Here is a 21612-nt window from a genome sequence, read left to right on the forward strand (position 1 = left end):
AAAAATTATCAGGGACACCAATGAACGACCTCTCGACTCCGAACATCGCGGCCGTCGCTGACCAGCCGCCGCGCGTAGCGAACAAAATCCGCTTCGTCACGGCGGCCTCGCTGTTCGACGGCCACGACGCCTCGATCAACATCATGCGCCGCATCCTGCAATCGAACGGCGTGGAAGTCATCCACCTCGGCCACAACCGCTCGGTGGATGAAGTGGTCACCGCCGCACTGGCGGAAGACGTGCAAGGCATTGCCATCTCCAGCTACCAGGGCGGCCACGTTGAATACTTTAAATACATGATCGACCTGCTGCGCCAGCGCGGCGGTGCACACATCAAGGTGTTTGGCGGCGGCGGCGGTGTCATCGTCCCGCATGAAATCGAAGAACTGCACGCTTACGGCGTCACCAGGATCTTCAGCCCGGAAGATGGCCAGCGCATGGGCCTCGTCGGCATGATCCAGTGGATGGTGCAGCAGTGCGACATCGACCTGTCGCAATACTCCCCTACTTCGCTGGCACCGCTGCGTGAAGGCGACGACATCGCCACCCACCACCGCCCATTGGCGCAACTGATCACCGCACTCGAAAACGAAAAGGCCGCGCCGCCGCTGCGCGCCGAACTGCTGGCCGCTGCCGAAGGCCTGCCAGTGCCCACGCTGGGCATCACCGGCACCGGTGGCGCCGGTAAATCCTCGCTGACCGATGAACTGATACGCCGCATCCGTCTCGACCAGGGCGATGCCTTGAACATCGCCGTGATCTCCATCGACCCATCGCGCCGCAAATCCGGCGGCGCATTGCTGGGCGACCGCATCCGCATGAACGCCATCAATCCTTGGGCCGGCCAGTCACGCGTATTTATGCGCTCGCTGGCCACGCGCGAAGCCGGCTCAGAGATTTCGCAAGCGCTGCCGGACGTCGTCGCCGCCTGCAAGGTGGCCGGCTTTGATCTGGTCATCGTTGAAACCTCCGGCATCGGCCAGGGCGACGCCGCCATCGTGCCGCACGTCGACGTGTCGATGTATGTGATGACGCCGGAGTTCGGCGCCGCCTCGCAGCTGGAAAAAATCGACATGCTCGATTTCGCCGACTTCATCGCCATCAACAAGTTTGACCGTAAAGGCGCGCAGGATGCGCTGCGCGACGTCGCCAAGCAATACCAGCGCAACCGCGAACTGTGGAGCAAACGTCCGGAAGAAATGCCGGTCTACGGCACGCAAGCCTCGCGCTTCAATGACGACGGCGTCACCGCGCTGTATCAAGGCTTGCTGCCCAAGCTGGCGGAATTAGGCCTGCGCGCGCAGCCATCGAAGCTGCCGGTCAGTGATATCCGCCACTCCAGCGGCAAGAACGTCATCGTGCCGCCGGCGCGCGCACGCTACCTGGCGGAGATCGCCGACACCGTGCGCGGCTACCATCGCCATACGCGCAAGCAGGTCACGCTGGCGCGCGAGCGTCAGCAGCTCAGCGAAACCAGGCGCATGCTGGCCATCGCCAACAAGACCGCAGACCTGGACGACCTGATCGCCGAGCGCGACACCGATATGGACGCCGGCGCCAGGAAACTGCTGGCGCAATGGCCCGACATGCAAGCGGCCTACAGCGGCGACGACTACGTGGTCAAGATCCGCGACAAGGAAATCCGCACACGTCTGGTGCAGCACACGCTGTCCGGCACGCGCATCCGCAAGGTAGCGTTGCCACGCTATGAAGACCATGGCGAAATCCTGCGCTTCCTGATGCTGGAAAACGTGCCGGGCTCCTTCCCCTTCACTGCCGGCGTGTTCGCCTTCAAGCGCGAAGGTGAAGACCCGACCCGCATGTTCGCCGGCGAAGGCGACGCCTTCCGTACCAACCGCCGCTTCAAACTGGTCTCCACCGGCATGGACGCCAAGCGTTTGTCGACCGCGTTCGACTCGGTGACGCTGTACGGCGCCGATCCCGCGCTGCGTCCGGACATCTACGGCAAGGTCGGCAACTCCGGCGTCTCCATCGCCACGCTGGACGACATGAAAGTGCTGTACGACGGCTTCAACCTGTGCAGCCCAAGCACCTCGGTATCGATGACCATCAACGGCCCGGCGCCAACGATTCTGGCGATGTTCATGAACACTGCGATCGACCAGCAGATCGCCAGATTCGCCGAAGAGAACAAGCGCCAGCCGAGCGCCGACGAAGCCGCCAAGATCAAGGCATGGGTGCTGCAAAACGTGCGCGGCACCGTGCAGGCGGACATCCTCAAGGAAGACCAGGGCCAGAACACCTGCATCTTCTCCACCGAGTTCTCGCTGAAAGTGATGGGCGATATCCAGGAATACTTCGTCCACCACCAGGTGCGCAACTTCTACTCGGTATCGATCTCCGGCTACCACATCGCCGAAGCCGGCGCGAACCCGATCTCTCAACTGGCGTTCACGCTGTCGAACGGCTTCACGTTCGTGGAAGCCTACCTGGCACGCGGCATGCACATCGACGACTTCGCGCCCAACCTGTCGTTCTTCTTCTCCAACGGCATGGACCCGGAATACACGGTACTGGGCCGCGTCGCCCGCCGCATCTGGGCTATCGCCATGCGCGACAAATACGGCGCCAACGACCGTTCGCAGAAACTCAAATACCACGTGCAGACCTCGGGCCGTTCGCTGCACGCGCAGGAGATCGACTTCAACGACATCCGCACCACACTGCAAGCGCTGATCGCCATCTACGACAACTGCAACTCGTTGCACACCAACGCCTACGACGAAGCCATTACCACACCGACCGACGAATCGGTGCGCAGGGCATTAGCAATTCAACTGATCATCAACCGCGAATGGGGCCTGGCCAAGAACGAAAATCCGAATCAGGGCTCGTTCATCATGGACGAACTGACCGACATGGTGGAAGAAGCCGTGCTGCAGGAATTCGAACGCATCGCCGAACGCGGCGGCGTGCTGGGCGCGATGGAAACCGGCTACCAGCGCGGCAAGATTCAGGAGGAATCAATGCTGTACGAGCACCAGAAGCACGACGGCACCCTGCCCATCATCGGCGTCAACACCTTCCGCAATCCGAAAGGTGCGGAAGCACCGGCGCAGATCGAACTGGCACGCTCCACCGACGACGAAAAGCAATCGCAGCTCAACCGCCTGGAAGACTTCCACAAGCGCCACGCGGCAGAAGCCCCGCAAGCACTGGCCGCCTTGCAGCAAGCCGCCATCGACAACGCCAACGTATTCGATAAACTGATGGAAGCCGTCCGCGTCTGCTCCCTCGGCCAGATCACCACCGCGCTATTCGAAGTCGGCGGCCAGTATCGCCGCAATATGTAGGACCTCTCGCCGGACTACATTATTTGAAATGTGGCCCGGCACCTTCTTCTGCCATCGCATCCTGCGCGTTACGCAACGGGCAGGCTTTCAGTGACAGGCATCCGCAGCCGATGCAGCCATCAAGCTGGTCGCGCAGCTGGGTGAGGGTCTTGATACGGTCTTCCAGCTCCTGTTTCCAGGCTGCGGATAAGCGGCGCCAGTCGGCGACGGTGGGTGTCCGGCCGGACGGTAGCGCGTCAAGCGCTTTGGCGATTTCGGCCAGCGGCAGGCCGACGCGTTGCGCGACCTTGATGACGGCCAGCCGGCGTAGCACCGAGCGCGCGTAGCGGCGCTGGTTGCCGCTGCTGCGGACCGACTGTATCAATCCCTTGGCTTCGTAAAAATGCAGCGCGGAGACGGCGACGCCGGAGCGTTCCGCCAGCTCGCCTACACTCAGTTCGTTTGGAATCATGAAATCCCTTGACCTCAAGTTAAGTTGAGATTTTATAGTGTCCACACATTTACTGCACAAAGGACACCATGAAATTCATCAATCCTGAAGATTTGTATGATCCACGGCCAAATGGTTATAGCCATGTTGTGGTCGCGGATGCACCGGCGCGCATTATCTATATCGCTGGACAAGGCGGTGAAAACGCACATGGCGAGTTATCAGAGGAATTTGGCGAGCAGGTGGAACAAGCCCTGCACAATCTGCGTGCCGCGCTTGCAGCGGCCAGTGCGGCGCACACCGATGTGGCGAAGGTCACGGCACTGATCGTGGACCATAGCGAAGCACGTCTCGCCATCTTCAGCAAGGCTTTGCGCGCAATGTGGAGCGAGCACCCGGCACCGGCGTGCACGCTGATTCCGGTGCCGCGCCTGGCGCTGGACGGCATGCTGTTCGAAATAGACGCGACTGTCGTTCAGCAGGAGATTTATTGAGCGTGGCAGCGCTCGGCGCGATAGAAGTAGAAGTTATCGAAGTTGATAAACTCCGTCGATGCGTCAAAGCGGTAGCTGATCTCGCGCCGCTTCTCGTTATAACCGGTCAGGCCACCGATATGCTTGGGCAGCTGTTCCTTGTATAACTCCGCAGGGAACGGCGCTTTGCCGCCGACCGTAACGATCAATACATCGCCGTCGCGCCGCCAGGAACCGGGATTGTAGAAATCGAAGCCACCCTTGAATACCAGGCTGCCGTCGGACTGCAACAGCATGCACATGGTCGGAAACTCCGTACCGGTATTTTCCAGAACCTGCGTAGTACGAACGGAAGGCATGCTTGAGCAGCCGCTCAACAGCAAGAGAAAAGATCCATACGCCAGATAAGGTTTCATGCATCGGCCAGAAAAAAGTATCAAAGCATTACTTTACCTTATCAGAACTGATCTGAATCAAACAGAAAGCCTATGATTTCCCGCCTGGCTTCCTATACTGGCTGAATAGGCTAAGCAGGAGGCATACATGGTCACGATACAAATTTCCCTTCCAGACGATTTGGTGCGGGACGCCACTGAGCTGGGGCTGCTGGATGCAAGCAATCTGGAAGCGATCTTACGGAGCGAAATTCGAGAACACGCTTTTCAAAGCTTATTGAGCATTGCACCAAGATTAGCAGCAGCCGGCGTGCAACCCTTGAGTGAAGAAGAGGTGGTCGCAGAAGTACGCGCGGCAAGGGCAGAGCAATATGCGTCTGGTACTTGACACAAATGTCGTCGTCTCAGCATTTGTGGCGCAAGGTGCGCCACACCATTTACTGCAAATGGCAGCCAGAAATCATATTGCAATCTGCGCGAGCGTAGAACTCTTGTCCGAGCTGAAGGTGGTGCTTGGTCGAAAAAGGATCGTGTCACGGCTACAGCGTATGCAGCGCCATCCAGATGAGGTGATGCGAAAATATACGGCGATCTCCTCCATCGTACGCGCGCCGCCGCCATACCCTCACATTGCACGAGATCCCAAAGATGATATGGTGCTCGCCTGCGCACTCGCTGCAAAAGCAACAGCAATCGTCACGGGAGACAACGATCTTCTAGTCATCCAACAATATCAGGGTATGCAGATACTGCGACCCAGGCAAGCCTTGCAAAAAGTGATGTTTAGAACCGGCTTTCCATGATCTGGCCCACAGTGGCGCCTTCCAGCAATACTGGTTGCCACAGTTCCTGCAATTCGCTGGCGGGCGTGCCGTCGACCAGTGCCAGCAGCATGTCGACCATGCGCGCGCCGGCTTTGCGCGGGTCCGGCTGGTCGATGGTGGTGACGTTGGCGCCAGCCAGCGTATCGGCCATGCTGCCCCAGACGATGACGGAGATGTCCGTGCCAATCGCCACACCCGCATCAAGCAAGGCGCGCACCGCGCCAACGCCGGACAGGTGGTTATCGACGATCACCGCCGTCGGACGCGGCGCGCACGCCAGCAGTTGCTGCATGGCCTGGTAGCCGCTGCGGCGATCCAGCGTGTTGTCGATCAGGTAGCGTGGATCGGCACTGAGGCCCGCCTCCGCCAGCGAGGCGACAAAGCTGTCCTTGCGCTGACGGGCGAAGTTCAATTCCAGCGGTGCGCTGATCAAAGCCAGGCGCTGATGGCCCAATCCCAGCAACCGCTGCATCGCCAGACGAACGCCGGCGTCGTTGTCGTAGTCGAACCACGCATACGGCGCTTTCAGCGCCGTGCGGCCATGCGCGACAAACGGGAATTTGGCTTTGCTGAGGAAGGCGATGCGCTCGTCGTGCACCAGCGTGCGCCCCACCACCAGGCCGTCGACGCGGCGTCCGCGCACGATCTGCTGATATGCGGGCTGCTCCGCCGCCGGCGACACCGGCGCGATGATCAGGCTTTTGCTGACGTCCTCCAGCGCGGCCGACATGCCAGCCACCACGTCGAGGAACATCGGATCGCCCAGGTCCGTCGGCAGCAGCGGATAAATGATGCCGAAGACGTTGGTGCGTCCCAGCGCCAGCGAGCGCGCCATCGGATTCGGCTGGTAGCCGACCTCCTGGGCCGCTTTCAGCACGCGCTCGCGCGTGCGCACATTCACCTCGGGGTAACCGTTTAACGCGCGGCTCACCGTGGTCTTGGACATGCCAAGGTGATGTGCGAGATGCGCGAGGTTCATAGCTGATTGTTCAATGTTGACCGCTGATTATAGCGTTCGCCTCGAACCCGCCGCCACCTGATCGGCTCACCTTGTAAAGAAATACAACATCATAAGGCTATACCACGCTGTCCCACGGAACTGACAGCCGCATGGCGCAGTTGATCAGCCCCACCATCGAGTAGGTCTGCGGGAAGTTGCCCCACATTTCACCGGTCACCGGATGGGTGTCTTCGGACAGCAGGCCGAGATGGTTGCGCGCCTTCAGCATGGTCTCGAAGATGGCGCGCGCCTCGTCCTTGCGGCCAATACGCGCCAGCGCGTCGATGCGCCAGAAGGTGCAGATATTGAAGGCGGTTTCCGGCTTGCCGAAATCGTCCGGTGCTTCATAACGGCGCATATAGGGGCCGTCGCACAGCGATTCCTCCAGCGCCTTGACGGTGGCAATGAAGCGCGGGTCTTTGGGATCGATGATGTTGACCTCGGCCATCAGCAGCACGCTGGCATCGAGATCGCGCCCGCCCAGGCTTTCGGCGAAGGCCTGGCGCTCCTCGCTCCACGAGTCGCGCAGCAGCGGCACGCGGATCTGCTCCGCACGCTCCTGCCAGTATGCATGGCGATCATCCAGACCCAGCGCCAGCGCGATCTTGGCCAGGCGGTCGCAGGCAGCCCAGCTCATCAGCATCGACGAGGTATGGACACGGGCACGCGTGCGCAGTTCCCACATGCCGGCGTCCGGCTGGTCGTGCACCCGGAACGCCTGTTCGCCCACCGCTTCCAGATGGCGGAACTCGGCCACGCCGGCGCGGTTCAGCAGGCGGTGATCGAGGAAGGCTTGCGCCGCACCCAGCACCACATTGCCATAGACGTCGTGCTGGAAGTGTTCCTGCGCCTGGTTGCCCACCCGTACCGGGCGGTGGCCGCGGTAGCCGGGCAGGTTGTCGACCGTTGATTCCGGCAGCAGTTCCTCCAGTCCGATGCCGTACAGCGGCTGGATATGGCCGCCCTTGGAGCGCGCCACGATGTTGCTCAGCCAGCGCAGGTATTCCTCCATGGTGCCGACCTCGGACAGGCTGTTGAGCGCGCGCACCACAAAGAAGGCGTCCCGCAGCCAGCAGTAGCGGTAGTCCCAGTTGCGGGCGCTGCCGGGCGCCTCAGGCACGCTGGTGGTCATGGCGGCGATGATGGCGCCGGTGTCCTCGTACAACGACATCTTGAGCGTGATGGCGGCGCGTATCACCACGTCCTGCCATTCATAGGGCAGCGCCAGGCGGCGGCTCCACGTACGCCAGTAATTGATGGTTTCCTTCTCGAAGCGACGACAGACGTCCTCGATGCCATCGTTCAGCGTTTCGTCCGGACCGAGGGTGAAATTCAGCCCGCCGTTGACCAGGAACCACGATTCGGACAGCAGGTGGCTGAGCGAGGCGTCGGTGTTCAGCCGCAGCGTCTGTTCCGCGCCGACATAGCGGATATGGTGGCTGCCGCGCGTAACCACCGGCGCCTCGCTGCCCCAGTTGAAACGCGGCCGCAGTTTGACACGGATGCGCACCGCGCTGTTCAGCAGGCGGATACGGCGGATCAGCATCAGGGGCCGGAACATGCGGTCGCGGCTGGTGAAGCGTGGCGCAAAATCGCTGATCTCGATGCCGGCGCCGCGTGCGTCGCTCAGGCGGGTGCGCAACACCGCGGTGTTGGGATCATAGAACTGTTCGGTCTTGACGCAGTCTTCCAGTTCAATGCTCCACAGGCCGCCTTTTTCGGTGTCGTCGAGCAGCGCGTTGAACACCGGGTCGCCATCGAAGCGCGGCAGGCAGCACCAGACGATGCTGCCGCGCTGGTCGACCATTGCGTTGTATGAACAGTTGCCGATGACGCCGCAGTTCAGCGAGGCTTCGGTCGGGAGGGCGGTGGCGGAATGGTCGGTCATATAGGGTCTCCTTGCAGAATGGCGGCTTGCGCCAGCAGCGCATGCAGCGCCTGCGGCTGGGCCAGACGGTGATGGGCGGCACTGTCGCCGGCGCCGACCTTGACGCCGATGCCGCCGACTTGCTGGGCGTAGATGATGGCGGCTTCATCGGTGGTGTCATCGCCGATGAACACCGGACGGTGGCCCTTGAATGGCGGCTCTTGCAGGAACGCGGCCAGCACCGCCCCCTTGTCGATGCCGGCCGGCTTCAGTTCCAGCACCATTTTCCCGTGCAGCAGCACGGTGCCCGGACAGGCCGCCAGCGCCGCGCGCATGGCCTGCAGGCAGACGGATTCCAGCGCCGGCGCCAGCCGGTAGTGCAAGGCCAGGGCGCCGCGCTTTTCTTCCAGCAGCAAGCCGTCGTGGGCGGCGACCAGCGACCGCAGATGCGGCCGGGCCGGCTCCAGCGACGGCGTGCTGGCGTAGTGCCAAACGCCGTTGGCGTCGCGCCGTTCGGCACCATGGACGCCCGCCGCCGCCAGCGTCAATGGTGCCAGCATGGCGTCGATCTGCGCCACCGGGCGGCCGCTGACGATGGCCAGCCGGCCGTCGAGTTGCGCCGCCACCGCAGCCAGCAGCTGCGCCAGGCCGGGTGCCACCACCACTGCATCCGGGCTGGCCGCCAGCTCGACCAGCGTGCCGTCGAAATCCAGGAACAGGGCGCAGTCGCGCCAGTCATCCGGCAGCGTGAAGTCGCGGGCGGGCTGACCGGGGAGGGACAGGGAGGCGCGCATGGTCAGCCCACCCGCCGCAGTCCGCCACGGCTGTGGGCGCGGATCTTCTGCATGACTTTTTCGCGCTTGCGCAGCCGTGCGGCGTCCAGCAGCATGTGGCCCGCCCAGCGGTAGACATTGAAACGGCGCACCCGGTCGCGCATGGCGCGCATGCGTTCACGCTGTTCGCTGACCGGCATGGTGAGGCCGCGGTACAAGGCCTCGGCGCCCTGTTCGATGTGGTAGGGATTGATGATCAAGGCCTCGTGCAGCTCGCGCGCGGCACCGGTGAACTGGCTGAGCACCAGTGCCCCGCCTTCATCATCGCGGGCGGCGAGGTATTCCTTGGCCACCAGATTCATGCCGTCGTGCAGGCTGGTCACCATGCACACTTCGCTGGCGCGGAAGTAGCGCTGCAGGTCCTCCTGTTCGTGATGCTCGATCTTGAGGATGATCGGCGGTGCACTGGCGCCGGCGTAACGCTCGTTGATGGCGGCCGCCAGCTGGCGCACGCGCTGCTCAAAGCTCATGTACTCCTCCAGGTCGGAGCGGCTCGGCGCGGCGATCTGCACCAGGCTGAAACGGCCCACCATGCCGGGATGCAATTCCAACATGCGCTCGACCGCCTGGAAGCGCTCCAGGATGCCCTTGGTGTAGTCGAGGCGGTCGACGCCAAAGCCCAGCAGGTGATCGCGCGGCACGCCGAGGTAATCGCGGATCTCGCGGTGGCACTGCTCCACCGGAGCGAGGTCGGGATAGTCCGGCCAGGCGATCGAGATCGGATAGTCTTCCACCTGCGTCAGTTCGCCGCCATAGGAGATGGTCGAGGCTTCCTGTTCGATGCGCGTCTCCAGGTAGCGGTCGACGGTGTCGAGGAAGTTCTTGCGGTGGAATGGGGTGTGGAAGCCGAGGATGGTGCTGCCCAGCATGCCGTCCAGGATCTCTTCGCGCCACGGGCAAATGCCGAACGATTCCGAGTTGGGCCAGGGAATGTGCCAGAAGGTGATGATGGTGGCTTTCGGCAGCGCTTCGCGCACCATGCGCGGCAGCAGGGCGAAGTGGTAGTCCTGCACCAGCACCACCGGGTTGTCGCTGCGCGCCTCGGCGATCACCGCGTCGGCGAAGCGACGGTTGACCTTGACGTATTCAGCCCAGTCGGCGCTGCGAAACACCGGCCGCACATGGGCGATATGGCACAGCGGCCACAATCCTTCGTTGGCGAAGCCATAGTAATAGCCCTGCTCTTCCTGCTTGGTCAGCCAGACGCGCCGCAGCGTGTAGCGCGGATTGTCCGGCGGCACCGGCACATGATCGTTGCGGTCGACGGTTTCCTTGTCGGCGCTGCCGGCGCCGTGGGCGATCCACGTGCCGGAGCAGGCCCGCATCACCGCTTCGACAGCGGTCACCAGGCCGCTGGCCGGACGGCGCACGCGGATGGTGCCGTCGGCTGCCGCGTCATGGATGTACGGTTCACGGTTGGATACCACCAGCACCTCATCGCCGGCCAGGTCTTGCTGCAGCAGCGACTTGAGTTTTTCCGGCGCCCAGTCGGCAGCACCGGACTCGCCGCTGCTGCGCTGGCGCTCCTCGTGATACTCCTCCATCAAGCCGCGCAGTTCGCCGATCAGCGGTTCCATCTCAGGCGACGGCGCAGCACTCGGCGCGCGCGCGCTGCGGCCCAGTTGGCCACGCAGCACATCCTTCACGCCAGCCAGCCAGCCGCGCCAGCTGAGATGCGACACCACCAGCGTCAGCACCGAGATGGCCACTGCCAGCAGCGCGAAAAAGCCCAGCACGTATTTCGTGGTTTCAGCGCTGCGGCGTTCGATGAAGCTCATATCGTGCACCAGGATCAGGCGGCCGAACACGCTGGCGTCGTCGCGGATTTGCGTTTCAGCCACATGCACCGGGCCGCGCGGCAAGCGCACCAGCGACCGGCGCTTGCTGCCGTCGGCCGGTTCGTTCCAGCAGCCCAGCGACGCCGGGTAGCTGGCGCTCTGGTACAGCAACTTCTCGTTGCTGTCGCAGTAGGCCAGTGCGAACAGGCGTTCGTCCTGGACCGCGCTGTCGAACAGACGCTTGATACGGACCCGGTCGTTGGCCTGCACGTATTCGCGCAGCGGCAGTTGCAGCGTGGATGCCAGCAACTGCGAGCGGTTGTCGAGGTCGCGCACCGACCAGCGCAGGGTCAGGCTGTCCATCAGTGGCACGAGGATGTAGGCGAACAGGCCGAGAAGAACGGCCAGTGGCAGGATGAAGCGGAGCGATAGTTTGAATGAGCGTGACAACATGACGGGCTTCCGTGACCTGGAAACCTTATTGTTTCATTCCAGGCACGTGCTTCAATGTTCGCCAACGCACGATGGCTGGCAATTTGCTGCATTGCAGCTAACTTTTATCGGTCGGCAATGCCCCAGCCCCGTGGTGAGCGCGCCGGCCTTGCGTTTTTTATTTTTATGGCCTAATCTGCAATAAATGCATCATCCTGCCTGAAGGATTGCCATGGCCACCTTGTCCGTCAACGCGTTGCAAGCATCGGTTGCACAAGCTGAAAGGCAGGTGCAGCAAGACCGTGTCCGCGTCAACCAGGATACCAGCCGGCTGGATGCCAGCCGCGATCAGCTGGCCAGGGACAAGCAAAAGCTGGCCGACAATCAGCGCGACAGCGACCAGGCCACCCAGGCGGCGGAAAAGCCACTGCCCACCGTCAACCTCAGCCGCGCGATCGAAAACCCGCCACGCGCGCAGCAGGTGCTGCCGGCCGATCTGACCGCGCCTAAGCCTCAGGTCAATACGCTGGGGCAGACCATCGGCAAGTTCATCAACGTTACCGCCTGAACCCACACCAACGTCATATAACGTGTGCTCACCAATTCAGCGTGGGTTCCTGCCTATGCGGGCACGACTGCGTCCTGGCCTACCAGCGCCTCCCACCATTTCACCTCCGCATGTGGCTGAAGAATATCCAGCGGCTGGCCGATTTCCGGCGTGGCGATCGGCAGGCGGCGCTCGGCCGCCAGCTGGGTGATGCGGTCGAACGGATCATGCCAGGCATGCAGCGACAAATCGAAGGTGCCGTTATGTATCGGTAGCAGTACCTTGCCGCGCAGGTCGATATGCGCCTGCAACGATTCTTCCGGCTGCATATGTACGTCCGGCCATTGCGGATCGTAGGCGCCGGTTTCCACCATGGTCAGGTCGAACGGGCCGTAGCGGCGGCCGATTTCCTTAAAGCCGTCGAAATAACCGCTATCTCCGCTGAAAAACAGCCGAACATCGCGGTCTTCTATGACAAACGACGCCCACAGCGTCTTGTTGCGGTCGCCCAGGCCACGGCCGGAGAAATGCTGCGCCGGCGTCGCCACCAGCTTCAGGCCTGCGACATAGGTCGATTGCCACCAGCCCAGCTGCTGCACCTTGGACGCCGGGATGCCCCAGGCAATCAGGCGGTCGCCGACGCCCAGCGTGGTGATGAAGTGCTCAGTCTTGGCCGCCAGCTTTTTCACGGCAGCGTAATCCAGGTGGTCGTAATGGTCGTGCGACAGGATCACGCCCTTGATCGGCGGCAGGTCGTCGATGCTGATCGGCGGCTGGTGGAAGCGCTGCGGACCGGCCCACTGCACCGGCGAGGCGCGCTCGGAAAATACCGGGTCGGTCAGCCAGAACTGGCCATTCAGTTTCAGCAGCACGGTCGAGTGGCCCAGGCGGAACAGGCTGCGATCCGGAGCATCCAATAACTGCTGCTGCGTGATCGCGTGAACGGGAATCGGGAGCGCCGGCACCGTGTCTTTCGGCTTGTCGAAAGCAAAGCGCAGCATGATGCCCAGCGTCTTGAAGAAGCCCATCTTGTGCATCCGCACCGGATTGCGGAAACGGCCATCGCGCGAGCGCGGCGCACTGGGGACGGACAAGCCGTCCAGGCTATCTACAGCAGACTCGGCGATAACAGATGGATTCATGGTGGCGCTCCAGTAATTTAAAATGTACACTACACAGTGTAGTTCTAATTTTTTGAAAAGTAAACTAGCCGGTGTAAAATAAAAGCATGAACGCGCCTATCAAACTGACCGACCGCAAGCGGCAAGCAATTGTCGAAGCCGCCATCGCCGAATTCCGCGCCAGCGGTTTCGAATCCACCAGCATGGACAAGATTGCCGCCACGGCCGGCGTTTCCAAGCGCACCGTCTACAACCATTTCCCAAGTAAAGACGAACTGTTCGCGCAAATATTGCATGAGCTGTGGTGCAGCATCGGCGCCATGCAGCCGCCGCCCTACGCGCCGGCGGTTCCGCTGCGCCAGCAATTGCTGGATTTACTGGGTAAAAAGATGGAGATGCTGCAGGATGGCTACTTCCTCGACCTGGCGCGCGTCGCCATTGCCGAGGCCATCCACTCACCCGAGCGGGCGCAGGAAATGGTAGCCCGCCTGAGCGTGAAGGAAGAAGCGGTCACCACCTGGCTGCGCGCCGCCCAGGCCGACGGCAAGCTGGTGCGCGCCGGTGATCCGGAACTGGCGTCGCAAATACTGCAAGGCCAGCTGAAAACCTTCGCCTTCTGGCCGCAAGTGACGATGAACCAGCCGCCGCTCAGCGCAGACATGCAGCGCAAGGTGGTGGAGGCGGCAGTCGAGATGTTCCTGGCCTACGCCGACTAGGCCGAACTCAGGCGAACGCCACCGCATAAATCGGCGGCAAGGTGGTGCTGATGGTCTGCCACTGGCCGCCGCCATCCTCCGACAGCCACGCCCCGCCGGTAGTCGAGCCCATCAGCAACACCTGGCCGTCATCGCTGACCGCCAGCCCATGCCGGTACACCAGGTCATAACAATGCTGATGCGGCAGGCCGCCGCGCCAGGCGACAAAGCTCTTGCCGCCATCGGTAGTGCGCGTCACCGCCAGCGAGGCGTGCGGCGGAATCCGCTTGCTGTCCGCCTCGGCCGGCACAAACCAGGCCGTCTCGCCATCCTGTGGATGCACGGCAGTGACAAAGCCGAAGTTGGGCACCGGCGCTGGCGGCCTCACCTCGGTCCACAGCGCGCCATTGTCGACGCTGCGCCAGATGCCGTTGTGATGCTGGCACCACAGCTTGTCCGGCTCGCCGGGACAGCGCACGATGCAATGCGGGTCCTGCACGGTTTCAGAACCGGCCAGTTCCGGCGGCATATAGGTAGCCAGCATGCCCTTGGCGCGCAAGGCCCAGCTGGCGCCGCCATCATTGGTCAGCCAGGCGCCGCCGCAGGAGATGCCCACCAACACCGAGTTGCTGTCGCGCGGATCGACGCAGATGCTATGGATGCCCGGCACATCATAGCCACCGCCCATCCACTGCGCGCGCTCCGGCACGTTCCACAAGGCCTCCACCAGCTGCCAGCTATCGCCGCGATCATCCGAGCGGAACAGGCCACCGGGCAAGGTGCCGGCCCACAGCACGCCCGGCTGGTCCGGGCCGCCTGCCGCCAGCGACCAGATCTGCCGCACCTTCCACTCCACCGGATCGTTGCTGTCTTCTGGCTTGAGCGGAAACGCCGGCGCCGCCACCTCCACCCAGTCCTTGCTACCGGCGTCGCGCCGGTGCAGCTTGGCGCCGAAGTGGCCGAGGTTCAGCGCCGCGTACAGCGTGCCGTCGCGCCGGTCCGGCAAGATCATCGACACCGGATCGCCCAGAAAATGTTGCCGGTCCAGCAGCCACGCCTCATGCGTGCGGGAGATTTCAAACAAACCTTTGCGCGTGGCGATATAGCCGCGATCGGACATGGTCAGCCTCCTGACAGAGCTTGCAAGATATACACCTGGGAATGGGGAGTGAGCGCATCATCAAGCCGCTGGCGTTCGCGGGTGCGCTGGCCATCGATGAAGATCACCACGTTCTCGCGCAGGTGTCCCTGCTCGTCGAGCACATAGCCGCGCAGCCGTGGATGATCGGCAAAGCACGCGTCCAGGGCAGCGCGTAGATCGGCCGCAGTGGTCTCCACCTGCGGCACGGTCATGAAGCGCCCTAATTGTTGTGTGAAGTTGAGCTGCGCCATGCGCACTGATTCTATGCCGATTAGCGCTAAAATGAAATCGCCTCAACCAACGGAGCCCTGCATGTCGATTACGCCGGAAGAACTGGAACTGCTGATGCAGGAAGTGGAGAAGGAAGACCCGATCGATTTCGCCGACCTGCCGTTTGACGAACACGATTTGCGCGGCCTGATCTCCAACCATCTGTGCGAGATGGCCGACGCCATGGAGAGCTTCAGCGAAGAAGACAAGCACCTGACGCTGCTGGCCGTGGCGGCCAAGCTGGTGCTGGAAAACATGGTGCTCAACATTCAGCTGCTGCGCCGCCATGGCGTGCCGCTGAGCGACACCACGGAGGCGCTGTTGCAGCGCCTCCGCAAGAAAGATTAGCCGGCGCGCGGGAAATCAATCTCGGTCACATTCACCCGGTTGAACAGATTGGTGAAGGTGATGGCGGTGATGGCCAGCAAAGTGTCGACGATCTGCGCGTCGCTGTAGCCGGCTTCCTTGACAGCAACCACCACATTGCCAGCGACATCGCCGCTGGTGGTGACCACGCTGTGCACAAACGCTGCCAGCGCATCCAGGCGTGCATCGCCACTCGGCTCGCCATGGCGCACGCCGAGGATGGCCTCACCGCTCAGCCCGGCCTTGCCGCCCATCAGCGTGTGCGCGGCCAGGCAATAATCACAGCCGGCATCCTGGCTGACGGCCAGCTTGACCACTTCGATTTCCTTGGCGCTCAAACTGCTTTTACGCAGCGCACCATCCAGATTCAGCGCGGCTTCCAGCGCCACCGGGCTGTTGCTGCCGATGCCCAGGTAGGCGTTCGGCACCTTGCCGATGGCGCCCTTGATGGCGGTGAACAGTTGGGCGGCGTGGCCGGTGGCTTCCGAAGCAGCTTGGGTGAATAAGCGGGACATGATCTGTTTCCTTTCAAAGTGAATTGGTATGGACACAGTGTAAGCAGCGCAGCTGCGATGGTGAATATCCCAAATGCTCTATAATTTGCTCTATCGTCTCATCTGCTGCTTATGGACCCGCTCAGCCACCTGCTCTCCCTGTATCCCGTGCGTACCGCGCTGGATGTCCGCTGCCACTTTGGCGCCCCCTGGGTACTCAACCACGCTGGCACGCCGCGCGGCGTCGCTCCCTACCACCTGATCGTGCGCGGCGAAGCCCAGGCCGACGGCCTGATGCTGCAAACCGGCGATATCATCGTCTTTCCGCATGGCGGCGCCCATCAGCTGCACATCGGCGACACGGCACACGCCACGCCGTCGCACAGCGCACCCGGCCTGCTGCGCCTGGAGACCAATGAAGGCGACGGCCCGCAGACCGACATCCTGTGCGGTGAATTCCATTTCGACGCTGACGGCAGCGCCGGCCTGCTGGCCGCCCTGCCGGAAGTGCTGGTGGTGCGCACCTCCGGCCGGCCGGACGCGCAAAGTCTGCGCTACTTGTTACGCATGCTGCAGGAAGAAGCGGAAACGCCGCGCGGCGGCTCGGAAGCCGTCATCCGCCAGCTCGCCTCGGCCCTGTTCACGCTATTGATACGCACCTGGCTGGAGCAAACGCTGGCGGTGCCCGGCCTGTTTGGCGTGCTGGCCGAACGCCGTCTGCAAGCGGCCATGAACGGCATGCTGACCGCGCCGGAAAAACCATGGACGCTGGAAGACCTGGCCGACACCAGCCACATGTCGCGCGCCACCTTCGCCCGCCTGTTCAAGCAGGCCGCCAACGCCACGCCGGCCGAGGTGCTGACGCAACTACGCATGGCGCGCGCCGCCCGCCTGCTGGACGACGGCCGCCAGGCCGGCGATGTGGCAGAAGCAGTCGGCTACCAGTCGGAAGCGGCGTTCAACCGCGCCTTCAAGCGCCTGTATGGGGTGGGGCCGGGAGCTTACAAACGCCACGCCAGACACAGTGGGTGACAATTGGTGATATTTACATAGGGTTACATATGTAAAAATTTAGCACCCTCATTCACCGCACCTCATCATGGCCATCATCGACATCAACCTCAGCAGCAAACTCGTCAACGGACTCGGCTCAAACAACGAACTGTCGACGACGATGGCTGAAGAGCTCGGCTTGTTTTTTCAGGCGGCCTATACTTTCTCGTCAACTCATCCCTACTATTCCACCTACTCGCTAGTGGGCAACAACCTGCGCTTGAACTATTCCGATGACGGATACAGCAGCTATAGCGGCGTTGCGTTAGCCGACCCGAATGCGCTTAGCGGCAGTGCTTCAGCGACCAACCTGGAACAATATTTCCCATCCTATTACCGTCTGACGGCAAGCGGCAATCTGAACTACCATTACGAGGCTACCGCCAACGGTCCCAACATACAGGGGACGGGCGGTACGCTGACAGCAGCCGCCATCCAGACCCTGCTCCCCTCCTACAGCCCCAATTACGACAGCAACCTTGGCAATGTAATCTTGGGGATACGCGGCAATGTCACGCTATCACCCAACAGTGACATCAGCGGCGTGGTCACCACACTGACCGGCTCTGCCGACCGACTACTGACATCGAGCACGCTGACCGGAAATTTCAACATCAGCGGCAACGCCACCAATATCGCCCAGAACCTTGGAACGCTGTCGGTGTCCGGCACCGCGACCTCGTACATCGAAAAATACGCCGACGGCAGCGGCGTCAGTCTGTCCAATATTGCGTTTGCAGTCACCGGCGACACCACCATCGATAACAAACTGCTGGCCAATCCAAACAATCTGCCAGCCGACGATGTCATCAACGTGACGCTGGGCGCAGCACCATTCAGCGCCTGGGTGATCGCCAGCGGCGCCGGCAACGATAAGATCAGCATCAAGGGCGGCGCGAGCAGCTTGTCGGTCAATGCTGGCACAGGCAACGATATGATCACGCTGGGCGACAGCAACCACGTCGTCGACGGCGGCGCCGGCACCGATACAGTGGTGTTCAACGGCGTCAGGTCCGCGTACAGTGTCAGCAAGACGGTCAATGGTTACGCGGTGCTCTCCAGCGGTGGCACCGACACGCTGAACGGCGTCGAGCGACTGCATTTCAGCGACACCACGCTTGCGCTGGACATCAACGGTAATGGCGGTCAAGTGTATCGCCTGTATCAGGCGGCCTTCAATCGAACGCCGGACAACGGCGGTCTGGGTTTTTGGATCAATGCCATGGACAGTGGGGCCACACTGAAAGACATCGCCCTTGAATTTACCAAGAGCGGCGAATTTCGATCCATGTACGGCGGCGCCAACCCAGACAATACGACCTTCCTGGACAAGCTGTACCACAACGTTCTGCATCGCGCCGGTGACCAGAGCGGCTTCGATTTCTGGCTGGGCCACCTGAACTCGGGCACGCTGACACAGGCAGCTGCGCTGGCGGAGTTTGGCGAAAGTGCGGAAAATCAAGCCACGCTGATCAGCGTGATCGGTAACGGCTTCACCTATACGCCTTACGGTTAAGCCAAGCTGGCAGCCGGTGCCTGCAGGATGAGGTCGGTCTCGGCAATGGCAACGCAGGGCAGGATGTAGCCTTCGCGCTTTTCGTCCGGGCTGAGGCCCGGCCAGTCGATCTGGTAGCGCACCGTGCCGCTGGTGGACAGGCAGATGCAGGTGCGGCAGGTGCCATTGCGGCAGGAGCTGGGCAGGCGGATGCCGGCCTTGTCGGCCGCCTGTAGCACCGTGTCCGGCGCCGTGGCGTCAAAACTCCATCCCTGCCCTGCCAGCGTTACCTTCATGCCCGCCATCCCATATTGCCTGTGAAAGGCAATATGATATCAATGCAGCTGCAATTGCGGCTTGCTGCTGACAGGCGGACGCGATGGCTGGCCGCCAACCGGGCGGTTGCGCAGCGCTGCGCTGGCGTTCTGCTGCAGCTTGAACACCGAAATCGCCTGGCACACAAAGCGCGCCTGCACCGCCAGGTTGCCAGCCGCTGCGGCGGCCTCCTCCACCAGCGCGGCGTTCTGCTGCGTGATGTCGTCGATCTTGATGACCGCCTCGTTGACCTGGCCGATGCCGTTGCTTTGCTCACGCGTCGAGTTGGAAATCTCCGTCATCACTTTCGACACGCGGCACACCGACTCGATCACCTCGTTCATGGTGACGCCAGCGCTGTTGGTCAGCGTGGTGCCGGCCTGCACCTTCTGGATCGAGGTGTCGATCAGTTCCTTGATTTCCTTGGCGGCCGTGGCAGAACGCTGCGCCAGCCCGCGCACCTCGGACGCCACCACCGCGAAGCCGCGTCCCTGCTCGCCGGCGCGCGCTGCTTCCACCGCCGCGTTCAAGGCCAGAATATTGGTCTGGAAGGCGATGCCGTCGATCAGGCCGATGATGTCCAGAATCTTGTTGGACGACGCGCTGATATCGCTCATCGTCGTCACCACCTGCGAGACAATGCTGCCACCTTGCGTCGCTACCTCGCGCGCGCGCTCGGCCAGTTCGTTGGCGCTGGCAACATTGGTGGCGCTCTGCTGCACTGTGGCCGTCAGCTGCTCCATGCTGGACGCGGTCTGCTGCAGGCTGGAGGCCTGCGATTCGGTGCGGCCTGACAAATCCATATTGCCATCGGCAATTTCATCGGTGGCCACCGAGATCTGGTCGAAGTTGGCGCGTACGTCGCCGATGATGCTGTGCAGGTTGATATTGGTCTGCCGCAGCGCCGCCAGCAGCTGGCCGACTTCATCGTCGCGCTGGATTTCAATCTTGGCGGTCAGGTCGCCGCCGGCCATCATGCGCGCTGCCTTGGTCGCCTGCCGCAACGGCAGCGCCACATTCACATACAGGTTGCGGCCAAACGCCAGCATGCCCAGCATGGCGACGATGGCGAGGCCGCCCAGCCAGTTGTGCGCCTTGGCCACGCTGGCATCGTCCATCAACATCAGCGCCAGCGCTACGACGGCGAGCACGCCGACCAGCAGCGTGGTGGCGGCGGCGATCTGCGTCGGCAGCGAGGTACGCGTCATTTCGCGGATGCGCGCCGGCAGGCCGGTTGACACCGCACGGCCCTTGACGATGCGCAGCTTGCGCGGATTGCCATTCTTGATTTCGCGATACACCGCATCGGTTTCGCGCACCTGCTCGCGTGACGGCTTGGTGCGCACCGACAGGTAGCCGACCGGCTTGCCGTTCTCGATCACCGGCGTCACATTCGCCAGCACCCAATAGAAATCACCGTTCTTGCAGCGATTCTTGACCAGGCCGGTCCACGGCATGCCGTCCTTGATGGTGCTCCACAAGTCCGCAAACGCTTCCACCGGCATGTCAGGATGGCGCACCACATTTTGCGGCGCGCCCATCAACTCTTCTTCAGTGAAGCCGCTGACTTCAATAAAGTAAGGATTGGCGTAATTGATGTTGCCCTGCAAATCAGTGGTGGAGACGATGGTCTTGCCATCCTCCATAATGTATTCATTCTGCGTGACCGGGGTGTTTACGCGCATGACCGCTCCTTTTTAACTGCTTACGGAAAGAGTAGGAGGCGAACCGGGGCTTTGGGGGCGCCACAGGCCGCAATGGCCTGTGTATGCAGAATAGGAGCAATACCGGTGAAAGATGTTCACCAATTGTCGCAACGCCGCAAATTTATCGAACTGATACAACAGCTATCCGGTCAGGTTTAGAATGCCGACAAAGGAGCCAGCCATGCCACGTTTCATCCGCCACACCAAGGTCTTCGTGGTCACCGTTGCCGCAGCTTGCAGCGCACAAGCCGCCGACTGGAGCGACACCGCGCTCAGCTACCGTTACGGCACCCGCTACGCCGAGCCTTTCAACAGCAAGGACATCGACAAGCACATCGTCAACCTCAGCTATGTGTCCGGCTACCAGTACGGGAAAAACTTCTTCAGCATCGACTGGCTGATGTCATCCACCGACGATCCCTCGTCGCCAAGCGGCGGCCGCGCGCGCGAAGCGTATGCGCTGTACCGCCACACGCTGGACCTGGGCAAGCTGACCGGCGCCAGCTACGCCTTCGGCCCGCTGCGCGGCATCGGCGTCACCGCCGGCTTCGACCTCAACCGCAAGAACGACGCCGGCTACAATTCACGCAAGCGCATGCTGGTGGCCGGCCCGACGCTGATGCTGGAGGTGCCCGGCTTCCTGGATATCAGCCTGCTGGCCATCTGGGAGTCCAACGCGCCGTACAACGACTTCACGCAACAGGGCACGGCGCGCTACCGTTACCGCACCCACCCGATGCTCAGCGCCGCCTGGTCGATTCCATTCACCGCCGGCCTGCCGCTGGAGTTCAATGGCTACGCCAACTACATCGCCGCCAAGGGACGCAACGAATTCGGCGGCGGCACCGCGCCGGAAACGAATATCGATGCGCAAGTCATGTACGACCTGAGCGCCCGCATCGGCGCACCGAAGAACCGCTTCAAGGTCGGCATCGCCTATCAGTACTGGCACAACAAGTTTGGCAATCCGACCAGAAACAATCCTGGCGCCACCGCCAGAACGCCGATGGTGCGCGCCGAATACCACTTCTGACGTTTCTGTGCGACAGCGCACGCAGCGCGC

At 62.2% G+C, this 21612-nt stretch carries 22 protein-coding genes; 10 read left to right on the forward strand and 12 right to left on the reverse strand.

Going from position 1 to position 21612, the window contains the following annotated elements:
- Nucleotides 1–20: 20 nt before the first annotated feature.
- On the forward strand, nucleotides 21–3314 hold the full coding sequence (gene icmF / locus BLS51_RS13535) for a fused isobutyryl-CoA mutase/GTPase IcmF (protein WP_090189061.1): 3294 nt from the start codon (nucleotides 21–23) through the stop codon (nucleotides 3312–3314).
- A 19-nt stretch (nucleotides 3315–3333) separates the two neighbouring features.
- On the opposite strand, the gene soxR is transcribed toward icmF, so the two are convergent.
- The gene (soxR, locus tag BLS51_RS13540) at nucleotides 3334–3765 is read right to left on the reverse strand and encodes a redox-sensitive transcriptional activator SoxR (protein WP_175472573.1); all 432 of its coding nucleotides are present in this window, start codon (nucleotides 3763–3765) and stop codon (nucleotides 3334–3336) included.
- Between the two features lie 68 nt (nucleotides 3766–3833).
- On the opposite strand from soxR, the gene BLS51_RS13545 reads away from it, so the two are divergent.
- Nucleotides 3834–4238 carry a RidA family protein gene (locus tag BLS51_RS13545; RefSeq protein ID WP_090189059.1) on the forward strand — a complete coding sequence of 135 codons (405 nt, stop codon included), beginning with the start codon at nucleotides 3834–3836 and terminating at the stop codon, nucleotides 4236–4238.
- On the opposite strand, the gene BLS51_RS13550 is transcribed toward BLS51_RS13545, so the two are convergent.
- Complete coding sequence (locus BLS51_RS13550) at nucleotides 4232–4513, reverse strand: SH3 domain-containing protein (RefSeq protein ID WP_090189057.1); 282 nt, start codon at nucleotides 4511–4513, stop codon at nucleotides 4232–4234. The two genes, BLS51_RS13545 and BLS51_RS13550, sit on opposite strands and share 7 nt — an antisense overlap.
- Before the next feature lie 247 nt (nucleotides 4514–4760).
- On the opposite strand from BLS51_RS13550, the gene BLS51_RS13555 reads away from it, so the two are divergent.
- Nucleotides 4761–5000 (forward strand): hypothetical protein, encoded by a 240-nt coding sequence (locus tag BLS51_RS13555; RefSeq protein WP_090189054.1) that lies wholly within the window; start codon nucleotides 4761–4763, stop codon nucleotides 4998–5000.
- Nucleotides 4984–5415: a putative toxin-antitoxin system toxin component, PIN family gene (locus BLS51_RS13560; protein WP_090189051.1), complete on the forward strand. Its 432-nt coding sequence runs from the start codon at nucleotides 4984–4986 to the stop codon at nucleotides 5413–5415. The genes BLS51_RS13555 and BLS51_RS13560 overlap by 17 nt, the downstream gene beginning before the upstream one ends.
- On the opposite strand, the gene BLS51_RS13565 is transcribed toward BLS51_RS13560, so the two are convergent.
- The 4 genes from BLS51_RS13565 to BLS51_RS13580 all read right to left on the reverse strand — a co-directional run bounded on the left by BLS51_RS13565 (nucleotide 5396) and on the right by BLS51_RS13580 (nucleotide 11367).
- Nucleotides 5396–6415, reverse strand: coding sequence for a substrate-binding domain-containing protein (locus BLS51_RS13565; protein WP_090189049.1), 1020 nt, complete (start codon nucleotides 6413–6415; stop codon nucleotides 5396–5398). The genes BLS51_RS13560 and BLS51_RS13565 overlap by 20 nt on opposite strands.
- A gap of 97 nt (nucleotides 6416–6512) precedes the next feature.
- Nucleotides 6513–8324, reverse strand: a complete 1812-nt coding sequence (locus BLS51_RS13570; RefSeq protein WP_090189047.1) for a glycoside hydrolase family 15 protein — start codon at nucleotides 8322–8324, stop codon at nucleotides 6513–6515.
- The gene (gene otsB, locus BLS51_RS13575; RefSeq protein WP_090189045.1) at nucleotides 8321–9097 is read right to left on the reverse strand and encodes a trehalose-phosphatase; all 777 of its coding nucleotides are present in this window, start codon (nucleotides 9095–9097) and stop codon (nucleotides 8321–8323) included. The genes BLS51_RS13570 and otsB overlap by 4 nt, the downstream gene beginning before the upstream one ends.
- Before the next feature lie 2 nt (nucleotides 9098–9099).
- Entirely contained in the window at nucleotides 9100–11367 is a 2268-nt protein-coding gene (locus BLS51_RS13580; protein ID WP_090189042.1) for an alpha,alpha-trehalose-phosphate synthase (UDP-forming), read from the reverse strand.
- Between the two features lie 211 nt (nucleotides 11368–11578).
- Here BLS51_RS13580 and BLS51_RS13585 point away from each other — a divergent pair, with 211 nt between their 5' ends.
- Nucleotides 11579–11914 carry a hypothetical protein gene (locus BLS51_RS13585; RefSeq protein ID WP_090189040.1) on the forward strand — a complete coding sequence of 112 codons (336 nt, stop codon included), beginning with the start codon at nucleotides 11579–11581 and terminating at the stop codon, nucleotides 11912–11914.
- A 53-nt stretch (nucleotides 11915–11967) separates the two neighbouring features.
- On the opposite strand, the gene BLS51_RS13590 is transcribed toward BLS51_RS13585, so the two are convergent.
- Complete coding sequence (locus BLS51_RS13590) at nucleotides 11968–13035, reverse strand: MBL fold metallo-hydrolase (protein ID WP_090189038.1); 1068 nt, start codon at nucleotides 13033–13035, stop codon at nucleotides 11968–11970.
- 86 nt (nucleotides 13036–13121) lie between these two features.
- Between BLS51_RS13590 and BLS51_RS13595 the strand changes: the two genes are divergently transcribed.
- A complete protein-coding gene (locus tag BLS51_RS13595; protein WP_090189036.1) occupies nucleotides 13122–13730 on the forward strand; it encodes a TetR/AcrR family transcriptional regulator in 609 nt (202 codons plus the stop codon).
- Between the two features lie 7 nt (nucleotides 13731–13737).
- Here BLS51_RS13595 and BLS51_RS13600 read toward each other — a convergent pair whose 3' ends face one another.
- Entirely contained in the window at nucleotides 13738–14829 is a 1092-nt protein-coding gene (locus BLS51_RS13600) for a WD40/YVTN/BNR-like repeat-containing protein (RefSeq protein ID WP_090189034.1), read from the reverse strand.
- A 2-nt stretch (nucleotides 14830–14831) separates the two neighbouring features.
- Nucleotides 14832–15101 carry a MoaD/ThiS family protein gene (locus tag BLS51_RS13605; RefSeq protein WP_090189031.1) on the reverse strand — a complete coding sequence of 90 codons (270 nt, stop codon included), beginning with the start codon at nucleotides 15099–15101 and terminating at the stop codon, nucleotides 14832–14834.
- Between the two features lie 61 nt (nucleotides 15102–15162).
- Here BLS51_RS13605 and BLS51_RS13610 point away from each other — a divergent pair, with 61 nt between their 5' ends.
- On the forward strand, nucleotides 15163–15468 hold the full coding sequence (locus tag BLS51_RS13610) for a hypothetical protein (protein WP_090189029.1): 306 nt from the start codon (nucleotides 15163–15165) through the stop codon (nucleotides 15466–15468).
- Here BLS51_RS13610 and BLS51_RS13615 read toward each other — a convergent pair.
- Nucleotides 15465–16001: a carboxymuconolactone decarboxylase family protein gene (locus tag BLS51_RS13615; RefSeq protein ID WP_090189027.1), complete on the reverse strand. Its 537-nt coding sequence runs from the start codon at nucleotides 15999–16001 to the stop codon at nucleotides 15465–15467. The two genes, BLS51_RS13610 and BLS51_RS13615, sit on opposite strands and share 4 nt — an antisense overlap.
- A gap of 111 nt (nucleotides 16002–16112) precedes the next feature.
- Between BLS51_RS13615 and BLS51_RS13620 the strand changes: the two genes are divergently transcribed.
- Together BLS51_RS13620 and BLS51_RS13625 are read left to right on the forward strand one after the other, a co-directional pair.
- Complete coding sequence (locus tag BLS51_RS13620) at nucleotides 16113–17012, forward strand: AraC family transcriptional regulator (RefSeq protein ID WP_090189024.1); 900 nt, start codon at nucleotides 16113–16115, stop codon at nucleotides 17010–17012.
- Nucleotides 17013–17079: 67 nt separating this feature from the next.
- Nucleotides 17080–18549 (forward strand): DUF4214 domain-containing protein, encoded by a 1470-nt coding sequence (locus BLS51_RS13625; RefSeq protein WP_090189021.1) that lies wholly within the window; start codon nucleotides 17080–17082, stop codon nucleotides 18547–18549.
- Here the strand turns inward: BLS51_RS13625 and BLS51_RS13630 are convergent.
- Together BLS51_RS13630 and BLS51_RS13635 are read right to left on the reverse strand one after the other, a co-directional pair.
- Nucleotides 18546–18833, reverse strand: coding sequence for a 2Fe-2S iron-sulfur cluster-binding protein (locus tag BLS51_RS13630; protein WP_090189019.1), 288 nt, complete (start codon nucleotides 18831–18833; stop codon nucleotides 18546–18548). The genes BLS51_RS13625 and BLS51_RS13630 overlap by 4 nt on opposite strands.
- Before the next feature lie 30 nt (nucleotides 18834–18863).
- Nucleotides 18864–20528, reverse strand: coding sequence for a methyl-accepting chemotaxis protein (locus BLS51_RS13635; protein ID WP_090189016.1), 1665 nt, complete (start codon nucleotides 20526–20528; stop codon nucleotides 18864–18866).
- Between the two features lie 202 nt (nucleotides 20529–20730).
- Between BLS51_RS13635 and BLS51_RS13640 the strand changes: the two genes are divergently transcribed.
- A complete protein-coding gene (locus BLS51_RS13640; protein WP_090189014.1) occupies nucleotides 20731–21582 on the forward strand; it encodes an outer envelope protein in 852 nt (283 codons plus the stop codon).
- Nucleotides 21583–21612: the final 30 nt, after the last annotated feature.

It is taken from the genome of Duganella sp. OV510 (assembly GCF_900100205.1).
Taxonomy (GTDB): Bacteria; Pseudomonadota; Gammaproteobacteria; order Burkholderiales; family Burkholderiaceae_D; genus Rugamonas.